General features: G+C 64.3%; 16 protein-coding genes. 12 read left to right on the forward strand and 4 right to left on the reverse strand.

What is annotated here, in order from left to right:
- Positions 1 to 31 precede the first annotated feature (31 nt).
- The 5 genes from RUU78_RS15395 (at position 32) to RUU78_RS15415 (ending at position 6,113) form a co-directional block, all read left to right on the forward strand.
- Positions 32 to 3,202 carry a CusA/CzcA family heavy metal efflux RND transporter gene (locus RUU78_RS15395; protein WP_313918136.1) on the forward strand — a complete coding sequence of 1,057 codons (3,171 nt, stop codon included), beginning with the start codon at positions 32 to 34 and terminating at the stop codon, positions 3,200 to 3,202.
- A gap of 180 nt (positions 3,203 to 3,382) precedes the next feature.
- Positions 3,383 to 3,952, forward strand: a complete 570-nt coding sequence (locus RUU78_RS15400) for a HupE/UreJ family protein (protein ID WP_343232318.1) — start codon at positions 3,383 to 3,385, stop codon at positions 3,950 to 3,952.
- 10 nt (positions 3,953 to 3,962) lie between these two features.
- Positions 3,963 to 4,586: a hypothetical protein gene (locus RUU78_RS15405; protein ID WP_313918140.1), complete on the forward strand. Its 624-nt coding sequence runs from the start codon at positions 3,963 to 3,965 to the stop codon at positions 4,584 to 4,586.
- An 83-nt stretch (positions 4,587 to 4,669) separates the two neighbouring features.
- On the forward strand, positions 4,670 to 4,915 hold the full coding sequence (locus tag RUU78_RS15410; RefSeq protein WP_313918142.1) for a hypothetical protein: 246 nt from the start codon (positions 4,670 to 4,672) through the stop codon (positions 4,913 to 4,915).
- Positions 4,916 to 5,045: 130 nt separating this feature from the next.
- Positions 5,046 to 6,113 carry a DMT family transporter gene (locus tag RUU78_RS15415; RefSeq protein ID WP_313918144.1) on the forward strand — a complete coding sequence of 356 codons (1,068 nt, stop codon included), beginning with the start codon at positions 5,046 to 5,048 and terminating at the stop codon, positions 6,111 to 6,113.
- Between the two features lie 64 nt (positions 6,114 to 6,177).
- On the opposite strand, the gene RUU78_RS15420 is transcribed toward RUU78_RS15415, so the two are convergent.
- The 3 genes from RUU78_RS15420 to RUU78_RS15430 are packed head-to-tail and all read right to left on the reverse strand — an operon-like array spanning position 6,178 to position 7,377.
- Positions 6,178 to 6,396 (reverse strand): GDCCVxC domain-containing (seleno)protein, encoded by a 219-nt coding sequence (locus tag RUU78_RS15420; RefSeq protein ID WP_313918146.1) that lies wholly within the window; start codon positions 6,394 to 6,396, stop codon positions 6,178 to 6,180.
- Between the two features lies 1 nt (position 6,397).
- Positions 6,398 to 7,015, reverse strand: coding sequence for a hypothetical protein (locus RUU78_RS15425; protein ID WP_313918148.1), 618 nt, complete (start codon positions 7,013 to 7,015; stop codon positions 6,398 to 6,400).
- Entirely contained in the window at positions 7,012 to 7,377 is a 366-nt protein-coding gene (locus tag RUU78_RS15430) for a mercuric transporter MerT family protein (protein WP_313918150.1), read from the reverse strand. Before RUU78_RS15430 ends, RUU78_RS15425 begins: the two co-directional genes overlap by 4 nt.
- Positions 7,378 to 7,459: 82 nt before the next feature.
- Between RUU78_RS15430 and RUU78_RS15435 the strand changes: the two genes are divergently transcribed.
- From RUU78_RS15435 to RUU78_RS15460, 6 genes are all read left to right on the forward strand, one after another.
- The gene (locus RUU78_RS15435) at positions 7,460 to 7,861 is read left to right on the forward strand and encodes a MerR family transcriptional regulator (protein WP_313918152.1); all 402 of its coding nucleotides are present in this window, start codon (positions 7,460 to 7,462) and stop codon (positions 7,859 to 7,861) included.
- A 13-nt stretch (positions 7,862 to 7,874) separates the two neighbouring features.
- Entirely contained in the window at positions 7,875 to 8,147 is a 273-nt protein-coding gene (locus tag RUU78_RS15440; protein WP_313918154.1) for a chromate resistance protein ChrB domain-containing protein, read from the forward strand.
- A complete protein-coding gene (locus tag RUU78_RS15445; RefSeq protein ID WP_313918156.1) occupies positions 8,144 to 8,737 on the forward strand; it encodes a chromate transporter in 594 nt (197 codons plus the stop codon). The genes RUU78_RS15440 and RUU78_RS15445 overlap by 4 nt, the downstream gene beginning before the upstream one ends.
- Positions 8,738 to 8,942: 205 nt before the next feature.
- A complete protein-coding gene (locus RUU78_RS15450) occupies positions 8,943 to 9,527 on the forward strand; it encodes a chromate transporter (RefSeq protein ID WP_313918211.1) in 585 nt (194 codons plus the stop codon).
- Between the two features lie 104 nt (positions 9,528 to 9,631).
- Positions 9,632 to 9,769, forward strand: a complete 138-nt coding sequence (locus tag RUU78_RS15455; RefSeq protein WP_313918158.1) for a hypothetical protein — start codon at positions 9,632 to 9,634, stop codon at positions 9,767 to 9,769.
- Between the two features lie 196 nt (positions 9,770 to 9,965).
- Positions 9,966 to 10,496: a class I SAM-dependent methyltransferase gene (locus tag RUU78_RS15460; protein ID WP_313918160.1), complete on the forward strand. Its 531-nt coding sequence runs from the start codon at positions 9,966 to 9,968 to the stop codon at positions 10,494 to 10,496.
- Positions 10,497 to 10,534: 38 nt separating this feature from the next.
- Here RUU78_RS15460 and RUU78_RS15465 read toward each other — a convergent pair whose 3' ends face one another.
- Positions 10,535 to 11,572 carry a DNA-binding protein gene (locus RUU78_RS15465; RefSeq protein ID WP_313918162.1) on the reverse strand — a complete coding sequence of 346 codons (1,038 nt, stop codon included), beginning with the start codon at positions 11,570 to 11,572 and terminating at the stop codon, positions 10,535 to 10,537.
- Positions 11,573 to 12,017: 445 nt separating this feature from the next.
- Between RUU78_RS15465 and RUU78_RS15470 the strand changes: the two genes are divergently transcribed.
- The coding region (locus RUU78_RS15470; RefSeq protein WP_313918164.1) for a PepSY-associated TM helix domain-containing protein at positions 12,018 to 13,347 on the forward strand (1,330 nt) is incomplete at its 3' end.

The raw sequence follows: 13,347 nt of genomic DNA on the forward strand, positions 1-13,347 counted from the left end.
GGCGCCAGCCACGACCACTGAGGACGCGACCATGCTCGAATCTCTGATCCGCGCGCCCATCCGGCACCGCTGGCTGGTCGTGCTGCTCGCCTTGGGGCTCGCAGCCCTTGGCGTCTGGAACTACACCCGATTGCCGATCGACGCGACACCCGACATCACGAATGTACAAGTACAGATCAATACCGAAGGTCCGGGCTATTCGCCGCTGGAAGCCGAGCAGCGACTGACGTATCCGGTCGAAACGGCACTATTCGGCCTGCCGCGTCTGGACTACACGCGCTCGATCTCCCGGTACGGCCTGTCGCAAGTCACCGTCGTGTTTAAGGACGGCACCGACATCTACTTCGCGCGCCAGCTCGTCGCCGAACGCCTGCAGCAGGTCAAAAGCCAGCTACCGCCGGGTATCGAGCCGCAGATGGGACCGATCACTACCGGTCTCGGTGAAATCTTCATGTACACCGTCGAAGCCGAACCCGGCGCGAAACGGCCGGACGGTGCACCGTGGAGCGCGACCGATATGCGCACGCTGCAGGACTGGGTCGTACGGCCGCAGATGCGACACCTCGACGGCGTCACGGAGGTCAATTCGATCGGCGGCTTCGTGCGGCAGATCCACGTCATGCCGGACCCGGTGAAGCTCGCCGCCTACGACCTGAGCTTGCGCGACGTGCTCGATGCACTCGTCCGCGACAACGCGAATGTCGGTGCCGGCTACATCGAGCGTTCCGGCGAGCAATACCTGATCCGCGTGCCGGGCCAGGTAGCCGATCTCGACGGCTTGCGCGAGATCGTCGTCACGCGACGTGATGGCTTACCGATCCGAGTCGGCGACGTGGCCGACGTCAGCGAAGGGCACGAGCTGCGCACTGGCGCCGCGACCGAAAACGGCCGCGAGGTCGTGCTCGGCACCGTCTTCATGCTGGTCGGCGAAAACAGCCGTGCCGTTTCGCGGCGGGCAGCGGACAAACTCGTCCAGGTTAACCGCGGCCTACCTGAGGGCGTCACGGCCACCGCGATCTACGATCGCACCACACTGGTCGATCGCACGATCGCCACCGTGCAGAAGAACCTGCTCGAAGGAGCGCTGCTCGTCGTCGTCGTGCTGTTCCTGCTGCTCGGCAACGTGCGTGCCGCATTGATCACCGCGGCGGTCATTCCGCTGGCGATGCTGATGACGATCACCGGCATGGTGCAGAACCGCGTATCGGGCAACCTCATGAGCCTGGGTGCACTCGACTTCGGGCTGATCGTCGACGGCGCCGTGATCATCGTGGAGAACTGCCTGCGCCGCTTCGGCGAAGCGCAGCACCGCCTCGGCCGTCTGCTGTCACGTGACGAGCGATTTGAACTCGCGGCCACAGCGACCACGGAAGTGATCACGCCAAGCTTGTTCGGCATATTCATCATCACCACTGTGTACCTGCCGATCTTTGCGCTCACCGGCGTCGAAGGGAAGATGTTTCACCCGATGGCGTACACGGTGGTGATTGCCCTGGTCGCGGCGATGGCGTTGTCGCTGACCGTGGTGCCCGCAGCCGTCGCCCTGTTCGTCACCGGACGCGTCGCCGAACACGAAAATCGCGTGGTCCTCGGCATCAAGCGCATCTACGCGCCGCTGCTCGACCGTGTAATCGCGTGGCGGCTCGGCGTCGTTGCGGCCGCGGCCGTTCTAGTCGTGGCGAGCGGGCTGCTGGCGTCACGCCTCGGCTCGGAATTCATCCCCAACCTCGATGAGGGCGATATCGCGCTGCACGCGCTGCGCATCCCGGGCACGAGCCTGTCGCAGGCGATCGGCATGCAGACGGCGCTGGAGGCGCGGATCAAGCAGTTTCCCGAAGTGGACAAGGTGATCGCGAAGATCGGCACGGCCGAAGTCGCGACCGACCCGATGCCACCGTCGGTCGCCGACACCTTCATCCTCATGAAGGATCGCGCCGACTGGCCGGATCCGCGCAAGACTAAAGCACAACTGGTGAGCGAACTCGAAGTCGCCGTCAAGGCGATCCCGGGCAACAACTACGAGTTCACCCAGCCGATCCAGATGCGCATGAATGAGCTGATCGCGGGCGTGCGCAGCGACGTGGCAATCAAGGTCTATGGCGACGACCTGGAGCAATTGTTGACGTTCGGCAAGGTCGTCGAAGGCGTGGCCAAGACCGTGCCGGGTGCGGCCGACGTGAAGCTGGAGCAGATCACCGGCTTGCCGGTGCTGTCGATCACGCCGAACCGTCCGGCGCTCGCGCGCTACGGCCTTGCGCAGGCAGACCTGCAGCGGACCATATCGATCGCGCTCGGTGGCGAAACCGCTGGCCAACTGTTCGAAGGTGACCGGCGCTTCGACATCGTCGTGCGTCTGCCGGAGAACATTCGCACAGACGTGGAACGGCTGGCCGCGCTGCCGATCCCGTTGCCCGCTGGCGGCGGCCGCAACGAGCCGCAGGCGGAGGCGACAGCGCGGCGCGTGGGTTATGTCCCCCTGGGTGAAGTAGCGACGATCGATATCGCCCCGGGCCCCAACCAGATCAGCCGCGAGAACGGCAAGCGCCGCGTCGTCGTCACAGCGAACGTGCGCGGTCGCGACCTGGGCTCGTTTGTCGAGCAGCTGCGCGTCCAGGTCGGCGAACGTCTCACGTTGCCGGAGGGCTACTGGGTCGAGTACGGGGGCACGTTCGAACAGCTGATCTCCGCCAGCCAACGGTTGCAGATCGTGGTGCCGGTGGTGCTCGTGCTGATCTTCGGCCTGTTGTTCATGGCCTTTGGGTCGGGTCGGGACGCGGCGATCGTCTTCAGCGGTGTGCCCCTGGCACTGACGGGTGGCGTATTGGCGTTGTGGTTGCGTGACATCCCATTCTCCATCTCCGCCGGCGTAGGATTCATCGCGCTGTCGGGCGTGGCGGTGCTCAACGGCGTCGTGCTGATCAGCTTCATCCGGACGCTACGCGCCGGCGGTGATCCGCTCGACGACGCCATTCGCGACGGTGCACTGATCCGTTTGCGCCCCGTACTCATGACTGCCTTGGTCGCTTCGCTCGGCTTCGTGCCGATGGCCCTGAACGTTGGCACCGGCGCCGAAGTACAGCGGCCGCTGGCCACGGTCGTTATCGGCGGAATCATTTCGTCCACCTTGCTCACGCTGCTGGTGCTACCGGCGCTGTATCGACTGCTGCATCGCGATAGCGACATCGATGGCCGCACCGCCTGACATCCCCGATCTTTGTATAGGAGTTTACGAATGCTCGAATCATTCACTCGCCATCGCCACGGTGGTTCGCCGTGGCGATGGTGGCCGCTACTGCTTGGTGTGTTGACGCTGGTATCTACCGGCGCATTCGCGCACGGCGTCGCCGGCGACGACAAGACCTTCATCGAGAACAGCACAGGGATGCAGCTCGTGCCGTTTATCTACCTGGGAGCCAAGCACATGGTCACTGGCTACGACCATCTGCTGTTCCTGTTTGGCGTGATTTTCTTCCTGTATCGGATGCGCGATGTCGGGCTCTATGTCACGTTGTTCGCCATTGGCCACAGCATGACGCTGCTCTACGGTGTCTTGAGCGGGACTCACGTCAATCCGCATCTGGTCGATGCGATCATCGGTTTCTCCGTGGTGTACAAAGCGCTCGACAACCTCGGCGCCTTCCAGCGCATGTTTGATGTGCAGCCCAACACCAAGGCCGCGGTGCTGATCTTCGGGTTCTTCCACGGCTTCGGGCTCGCCACCAAGCTGCAGGAATTCACGCTGTCCTCGGATGGCCTGGTTGCCAATATCGTGGCGTTCAACGTCGGCGTCGAGCTTGGCCAGCTGATCGCCCTCGGCGGCATCCTCATCGCAATCAGCGCCTGGCGACGCAGCGATGCGTTCCGACGCCAGGCCTTCGCGGCCAATGCACTGCTCATGACCGCCGGCTTCGTGCTGATCGGCCACCAGCTCACCGGCTATTTCGCTTCCTGAGATCTTCATCATGACCTCATCCACGCTGCTTCATCCGCTGCCCAGCCGCGCGCAGCTCATCAAGGCGACTGCGATCGCGATTGCCGCGGCAAGCTTGATTCTCGTTACCGCCGTCCTGCCGGCCGAGCATGGCATCGACCCCACCGGCATCGGCCGCAAACTCGGGCTGCTCGGCATGAGCGCCGGCGCCGCAACGCCGGCGCCAGCGTTGGACAAAGCGCCGCCAGCCGCCCCCGCAACGGCTGCGCCGTCAACGCCAACGCCGGTCTCTGCGGTCGTACGCAACGAGTACGTCACCCAGGGCGTGACGCCGTTTCGCACCAGCGAAATGCAGGTCACGCTCGCACCCGACAAGGGCGCCGAGATCAAAGCGAAAATGCACAAAGGCGAACAGTTCACCTTTTCGTGGTCGACCGGCGCCGGCCCCGTCGAATTCGACATGCACGGTGAAGAGACCAACGCCGCCAAGGATGTGTTTACCAGCTACTGGAAGGACGACGCCGCATCCGGTGCGGGCACCTTCACCGCGCCGTTCGACGGCTCGCACGGCTGGTACTGGCACAACCACGGTACCGAGCCCGTGACCGTCACGGTCACCGTGAGCGGGTTCTACCGCGAGCTCTATCGCCCCTGAGATTCAAAACGGTCCGCCGCTCGTTCGCCGACGAACGGTGGGCTTTCCACATTTCGGCGACATCCCCTATGGAGACCACCACAATGAAACTGCGTTTGCTCGTTGCGAGCCTGCTGATCGCTGTCGTTCTGCCGGCTCTGGCGCACGATCCCGCCGCCCATTCTCGCCGCGCCCCCGCCAAGCCGGCGGAATGCGCCGCTTTCGACGGCAAGGATCCGGCGGCGATCGATCTGAAAGATGCCGCGGTCAAGGCGGCCTACGACAAGTGCGAAGCGGCCAAGAAGGACGCCAAGAAGGCGGCTGATACCGCCGCCGAACACGATCACTGAGTCAAACGATCGTCGGGAAAGCGCGACCGCGCTTTCCCGGCGGTCATTGAGATACGTTGTGCGACGAATCATGTGCAATCGATAAGGGATCGGATTCTTCGTCACCCGAACCATTCCGGAGCGCCCGTAAATGAATATCGCTTGGCCACGTCTTCACACCGGTGTCGGCTACGCGCTGTTGGCGGCAGGCCTGTTCGGTGCGAGCACCCCGTTTGCCAAGGCACTCGTCGGCCAGGTGTCGCCGCTGCTGCTGGCCGGTTTGCTGTATGCGGGGTCCGGGATCGGCCTTTCATTGTGGGCGCTGTCGCGCCGCTGGCGCGGTGGCAATGGGGGTGACGCGCGGCTGGTCGCCCGGGACATCCCCTGGCTCGCCGGCGCCGTGCTCTTCGGTGGCGTGCTCGGTCCCGCACTGCTGATGTTCGGTCTGCAGTACGCGACTGCGGCAGACGCATCGCTGCTGCTCAACCTCGAGAGCGTGCTGACAGCTGCGCTCGCCTGGATCGTGTTTCGCGAGAACGTCGATCGCCGCATCTTCCTCGGCATGGTCGTCATCGTGCTCGGGGGCGCGTTGCTGTCGTGGGATCCGGCCGCTGGCGGCGGCGTGTCCTGGGGCGCGCTGGGTATTGCCGGGGCGTGTCTATGCTGGGCGATCGACAACAACCTGACCCGTGCGGTCTCAGGCGGCGACCCCGTGCATGTAGCGGCCATCAAGGGCGCAGTCGCCGGGACAATCAACACGAGTCTCGCGCTGGCGCTGGGCGCCTCCTTGCCGCCGTGGGGCGCGCTGCTGGGCGCCGCCACCGTCGGCTTCTTCGGCTATGGCGTCAGCCTGGTGTTGTTCGTGCTGGCACTGCGGCACCTTGGCACGGCGCGCACCGGCGCCTATTTCTCGACGGCGCCGTTTGTCGGCGCGTCGCTGTCGTTGTGGTTTCTCGGCGAATCGCCGGCAACGGTGTTCTGGGTCGCTGGTGCGCTGATGGCGCTCGGTGTGTGGCTGCACGTGACCGAACGTCATTCGCACGAGCATCTGCACGAAGCCCTGGAACACGATCACCGCCATCGTCATGACACGCACCATCAGCACGCGCACGATTTCCCGTGGGACGGGAGCGAGCCGCACAGCCACCCTCATCGGCACGAGCCGATGGTGCACACCCATCCGCACTATCCGGATATTCACCACCGGCATCGGCATTGAACCGCGCCCACGCTGCCGGGGCCGATTCAGGCCGACGGCGTAAGCGATCCGCTTCCATGCGCGGTCAGCGACGGCAGCACTCGGCTTCAGCTTGTATCGGCGGGCATGGAACGGAGCCGTAGGAGCAGAACACGCAGCAGTCGCCGGTCTTGGGCTTCAAGAGCACGCCACAGCCCGCGCAATCGTAGAAGAACAGGCAGGCGTTGGTGGGCATCGTTTCTGTAACGACATGCCCGCAGTGGGGACAGGTCAACTCGCTCACGAGGACGAGTGCGTTCGTCATGTCATTTCGCTTCCGTCGGCAGCAGGCGAGCCAAGAGGTCGCGCGCTTTGGCCGCGAACGCGGCGCTATCGAGAAATGGGCGCTCGGGTTGCCCGCGCAGCGCCGGCAACTGGTGCATGAAGAGCGCGGGCGTGGGTGGCGCGCCTGCCGGCCAGGCTGCGTCAGCCCCATAGATCATCCAGACGTCCCAGGCATAAACCGGCTTCTCGCCGCGCTTGAGCTGCAACGCGACTGATACCTGGTGCCCGACGCTGCCGGACGCATTCCAATAGTGGCGGACGTGCGGATTGTGGAGGAGTTCCATCGAGGGCGGAACGTCCTTGGCGGTCGCGCCGATGACCGGCACATGGACGACGAAGGTCTGCAGCCGCGGATCAGTCGTCGTTGCCAAGAGCGCCTCGTTCACGTCCGCCATACCGCGCAGGCACACCGAACAGGCCGGATCGACGACCAGCACGAGGCGTATGGATCCCTGTGCCTGATTGAAATCCTCGCGCAATTGACGCGCGTCGTCACCGAGCGCGATGACGCTCGGTGCGGGTGCCGGGTCGGCTGCAAAACACGCGGTCGTGCCCAGCGCGAGCGTGGCCAGGAATAGCAGCACGCGAACTCTGATCACGGCATCTCTCCTTTCAGTGCGAAGAGCGTTGGCATCAAGGAAGCCGTAGCGAGTCCGGCTACGACTATTGCGGCGATCCAAACGATCGCGCGCAGCCGGCGTCGGCTCGCGGTAGCACATGTCCCGTCCGCACACGTCGGTGCCGGACGATACACCCAGAAGAATGCCGCCCCGAGCAGTATGCCGGCGGCGATCAGCAGGTACGGCTGCAGCACGGCCAGGCGCGCCAGTGCGATCGCGCCGCTGACGCCCAGGAGACTCACGGCCCAGGGGGCGACGCAGCAGGTCGCGAACATCGCTGCGAAGGCGCCCAGGCCGAGTGCGCCGCTGGCCGCGCCGACGACGCGTTTGGTTTCGCTCATGAAGATGGCTCTGTCGTGATCCCGTGGTGGAAGGGAACGGAATCCGTAGCGTAAGGTCCGTACCCTGGTACGGAGTCAAGCCATGTCCACCGTCTATACCATCGCGGGCCTCGCCAAGGCCGCGGCCGTCAACGTCGAAACCGTGCGCTACTACCAGCGTCGTGGGCTGTTGCCGGAGCCCGAACGCCCACTTGGCGAGATTCGTCGCTACAGCGAAGCAGACGCCGACCGCTTGCGCTTTATCCGGCGCGCTAAGGCGGTGGGATTCACGCTGGCCGAAATCGTGACCTTGCTCAGTCTGCGCGCCCGCGTGTGCTGTAGTGCGACCCGAGAGCTGGCAGCCGCCAAAGTTGAGGTGATTGATCAGCGTCTCACCGAACTACAGCAGCTGCGTTCGGAACTCTCCCACTGGATCGCCGATTGTGACGCGAACGCCACGGGGGTCAGTTGTCCGGTGATCGAACACTTGGACGCGCACGTTTGATGGGATGGGTTGAGTGGGCCTTAGAACGACGTTTGAGGTACTGCTTCCAAGCTTCGGCTTCGATGCGGATCGGAGCCTGGCGGAGATCGCCGCCCTCGTTCACTATCTGGACCTCGGCGGCGTTGCCGTACTGGGAGCGGCCGGCTTCACGGCGATCCTTGCCGGCGCGCGTTCGCCTCTGCCCGATGACGATGGGCTGTTGAATGCGATGAGCGCGGTACCCGACGACCTGTACGCCGCGTACGCCGATCCGTCGCTGACCAATCAGCCTGGACGTAAACCATGACGCCCGTCGACATAGCCGTGGTCCCACCGCGGCCGGTGAGTTTCGCCGAAGCCGCGCGCATTTGGGCGCGCATCGGCTGGTTGAGCTTCGGCGGGCCGGCCGGACAGATCGCGCAAATGCACCAAGAGCTGGTCGAGAAACGACGCTGGATCAGCGAACCCCGATTTCTACATGCGCTGAACTACTGCATGCTGCTGCCGAGGCCCGAAGCCCAACAATTGGCCGTCTATATCGGATGGCTGATGCATCGGACGGCGGGCGGTCTCGTCGCTGGCGTGCTGTTCGTCCTGCCCGGGTGCCTGACGATGCTGTTGCTGAGCGTGCTCTACGCCACGCTCGGCCATGTTCCGCTGGTTAACGCGCTCTTCTTCGGACTGAAGGCAGCGGTGCTCGCCGTTGTTGTCGAAGCTGTGCTGCGCATCGGGCGTCGCGCGCTCAAAAAATCCGGCGATGATCGGAATTGCTGGTGCTGCGTTCCTCGCGATTTTCGCATTCCGCGTCCCGTTTCCGCTGATCATTTTCGGCGCGGCGGTGATCGGGATGGCCGGCCGCCGACTCGCGCCGCGGGTATTCCCCGAGCCGGCCGATGACGGTTCGGACGGCGACGCGCACTATGTCGTCGACGCGGCCTTGGCGCGTGGCGAGCTGACGCACACTCAGCCGTCGGCGTGGCGCGCCGGCTTCGTCGTGGTTGTCTGCCTGATCCTGTGGTTCGTGCCGATCGCCGCGGTCATTGCTTGGCTTGGGCGCGATGCCGTAATCGCTCACCAGAGCATCCTTTTCAGTCAGGCGGCGATGGTCACCTTCGGTGGCGCCTACGCCGTCTTGGCCTACATAGCGCAGCGCGTCGTCGAGGACTATCGTTGGCTCACGCCAGGGCAGATGCTCGATGGCTTGGGCCTCGCAGAAACGACGCCAGGCCCGCTCATTCTCGTGGTGCAGTTCGTAGCGTTCCAGGCGGCCTACCACCACCAGCTGGGGCTTTCACCGCTCGCAGCCGGCATCGTAGGGTCGCTGCTCACGACCTGGGTGACCTTCGTACCCTGTTTCCTCTGGATCTTCCTAGGAGCACCGTACATTGAGGCACTGCGCCACAACCGTACGTTGCAGGCGGCACTCTCGGCGATTACGGCCGCCGTCGTCGGAGTCATTCTCAATCTGGCGGTTTGGTTCGCGGTGCACACTGTGTTCGCCGAGATACAACCGTGGTCGTGGGGAACGCTGCACCTGGATCTGCCAGCAGTGACGACATTCAAACCGGCCGCAGGGATCCTCGCCGCCGCCGCGATGGTGGCCATGTTCCGATTTCGTCTGAGCATGGGCTGGACACTGTTCAGTTGTGCATTATTAGGTGGGGCGTGGTCGCTATTGGCGAGCTAGCCCGCGAGTAGTCCCGTCCACCCGAGGCGTTGGCTCGCTGGCAAGCTGGGCTGCCTTCGCCGCTGGACCTGGAGGCGCGCCTTTGTTTAGGCCCGCGTCCACACATGTATACGTTTGTGCCGCCCGACGAATACCGCGAGCTGTTCGAGCTCGACCCGAATGGCAAGGGATTTCAGCCGTACACCTCCAACCGGTTCCTGCGCGTGGGAGAGGCGAAAACGACAGATGCGCCTGTGCCCTAAGAAAATCGGTGGCGGTGAGCCAGCGGCGTTCGCGCTACCCTTCAGTCGTTCGCACGAAGGAGCCCGCAAGACCGTGGCCGAGCCCCAAAATATAATCCCCCCGCACGCATCGAGCGCCCTCGAACACTGGGAGCAGGTCTACCGCACCCGACAGTCCACGGACGTCAGCTGGTACCGCCCGCACCTAGAGCGTTCGTTGGCCTACATCGAAGCCGCTGCTCCGAATCACGATTCCCACATTTTCGATGTCGGCGGAGGCGCGTCGACCCTGGTGGACGATTTACTCGCCCGGGGCTACCGGCACCTGTCGGTGCTCGACTTGTCGCAGGCCGCTCTAGAGACGGCCCGCGGTCGCCTGGGCGAGGCGGCGCAGGACGTAGTCTGGCTACAGGGCGATGTGCGGACGGTCGCGCTCGAACCGCAGAGCGCTGAGGTATGGCACGACCGCGCCGTGTTTCACTTCCTGACCGATGAGGCGGACCGGGCGGCGTATGTGCGCCAAGTCGTCCGTACACTGAAGCCAGGCGGTCATCTGATTGTTGCCACCTTTGCGCTGGATGGACCGGCTCGGTGCAGCGGCTTGCCGGTCGCGCGCTACGACGCGGATGGTTTGCAACAGGAATTCGGAGGGGCGTTTCACCTGGAGACTCATGCAACCGACGCGCATGCCACCCCGGGCGGAAATGTCCAACCGTTCGTTTACTGCCACTTCAAACGAGTGGACTGAGTCATCGCATCGATTCTCGAATCATTGGCGGCAAAGAACTATGACCCTTCGGGCGCCTGCGACGCGACCTCACTGGCTGGGACTGCACTAAGCCGGGACAGAGTGTCTTCGATGGCCTCTGCACGTGCCGTGCTGAGCGCGGCAGCCGTCTCGGCCGCCTGGCGCTTGTCGCGTTCCTGCACGAGTTCCGCACGTGCCGCCAGCAGGTCCGCCCGCAGCGACTCACCGGCGAGTTGTTCGTGAGCCCATCGTGTCTGCAGGGTCTCATGTTCACGGGCGATCGGTCGCAGCGCTTGGAGTTCCTCTTCAAGCCGGCGGATCTGCAGGCGCAGCTCGCGCAAGTCTTTATCCTGCTGGCTGGTGTGTTCGCTGAGCCGTACGTTGTCGCGATTGAGCTGCAGCAGCTCTTGATTCTTGCCGGTGAGGCCATCGCGAGCTTCGCGCAAATCGAGTTGTAGTTGCTGGACCTGCTGTTCGTGTCGACGCTGCTCTTGGTCGCGTTGTTCCTTCACCGACGTCCGATAGTGCTCCAGCGCCTCGCGGGCGTGCGTATGCTTCTGCTCCAGCGACTGCGCGTGCGCTTCGTGCTCGCTCAAGCGCGCCGTGAGGCCGGCGATGCGTTCCTCGAGCTGGCGGATCGTGGTGGTGGCCGTCGCCAGGCTGGCCCGGACGACTTTGTGCTCGGACTGCTCGGCCTGCAGCGCGTCGTCGGTGCGACGTACTTGCGCGATCAGCGTGGTGTTTTCCTGGCGAGCCTGCTCCAGCGCCGCGGAGCGATCGCGCAGCTGGGCATCGCAGTGGGCTTGGATGTCGGCGATCCGTTGGTCGGCCTCGGCGTTCAGCTGGCCGGCCAGGCGGCTTACCAAGTCCGCGAGTGCATCGCTGATCGGAAATTTTCCGCCGACGCCCTGCACATCCTCCGCCTCGAGCTCTTTCAGATAACGGTGGATCGTGGTCTTGGAACCGGTGTTGCCGAGAGCCACGCGCAGTGCGTCCACCGACGGGTGCTTGCCTTGGGCCAGCAGCGCATTGCGCGCCTTCTCGACCTCGCTCTTGTAAACGCCGCCGCGTGCCATCGGAGTGCCCTTGGTATATTTCGTAATGAATTACATACCATGTAATTACGTAATACTCAAGGTGAATTATCCTCGGCGAGAGCCGATTTTATCACACAGGATAATTCAGTCTTATCCCGCGTCAGGCTCAAAGCGCCCCAAAAAATCGTCGGCCGTAGTACGAACGGGCTGCCGGCAAGCGAGGCTTTGGCGGCAACAAGACGCGTGGGCTGGCGCGAATCGCGGCTTGGATCTGCTCAAGCTCGGCGTCCTGGGCCTGCAGCGATTGCCGCATCTCCTAGAACACGGGCGCTACTATTCGCAGCGGGGCTCCGATCTCTCTGTGCGATAACGCCGCTCCCAAAGGAACGCTGTGCTCTCTCAACGTGTCGTGCGATCGTGGCACACCCGGCTGGCTTGGCTGGTGGGTGTACAAGTTCTGCTGTGGATGCTCTCGGGTCTATACATGAGTGCGGCGCCCATCGACTGGGTCCATGGCGACCACTGGGTTAAGGCGGAGCCTAGGGAGTTGCCGCTCTCGCCGGTGGCCGCGCCGGCGGAACTTCAGCGTCAATTTCCCGACAGCGAACGCTTTACGCTGAAGACTCTGCTCGGCAAACCGGTCTACGAAGTGCACCGACCCGGATCCATCGTATTGGTCGATGCCGCCTCGGGTGTCCCGCGCGCCCCGTTGGATGCCAATGAGGTGCGAACGCTGGCACGTACGCGATTTGCGCAAGCCCGGGCGATTCGGTCGATCGATTGGCTGAAGGAAGCGCCCGCTGAGGTCAGCAGCCGTCCTGCGCCACTGTGGCGCGTGACCTTTGAGGGCGCTTCAGCGCCTACGTTGTACTACTCCCCGTACACCGGCGAACTTCTGGCGAAGCGTTTTGCCGGCTGGCGCATATTCGACACGTTGTGGATGTTGCACATTATGGATTATGCAACCAGAAGCAACGTCAACAATGTGCTTCTGTGCGTCGCCGCCGGCGTGGCCCTTGCCTTCGTGGTGACCGGCGCGGTGCTGCTGGCGGTGTCGCGACGTCGACCGGTGCCGGTTCGGTCGGTGCGTTCGCCTCGCCGGCCATGGCCTGCCCGCCTTCACCGAGCCGCCGCGTGGGTCATCGGGGTGCAGGTGCTCGTCTGGGTGGCCAGTGGGCTAACGATGAGCTTGCTGGATCATATGGCCGTGGAGGGCCACACCTACGTGCGTCCGCCGACCGCCGGCCAAGCAATCGACTATTCCACCTTGCAGGCGCCGTCTGCGATCGCCGCACACCATGCCGGCCAAGCGCACAGCGTGGCTTTCCGCAACGCGCTGGATGGTCCTGTCTACCTGGTGACCACTCCGAGTGGCGTCCACCGCTACAACGCGCGCACCGGCGAGCCGCAGCCGGTGACCCCGGCGGTCGCATACGCCGTCGTCGCGGCTGACTATGGCGGCCCTGGCCGCCTGGAGGCCCCGGAGTGGTTGGCCGCGGCAAATGAGGAAACACGCGATCATCAAGGCGCATTTTGGCGGCTTCGGATCGCTGACGATCTAGAGACGACAATCTACGTCGCCGCGCAGACCGGTGACATCGTCGAGCGACGCAACCGGGTGTGGCGCCTGTTCGATATCGCCTGGATGCTGCACATCATGGACTACCGCCAGCGCGAGGATTTCAACCATCCGCTCCTGATCCTGACGGCGTTCGGCGGCGTATGCCTGTCGGTGTCCGGCGTGCTCCTGGTGTGGGGGGGGGGGGGCCCCCCCCCCCCGCGGCCCCCCCCGGGGGGGGCCCCCCGCGCCACCC

Source organism: Tahibacter sp., assembly GCF_032229445.1.
Classification (GTDB): domain Bacteria; phylum Pseudomonadota; class Gammaproteobacteria; order Xanthomonadales; family Rhodanobacteraceae; genus Tahibacter.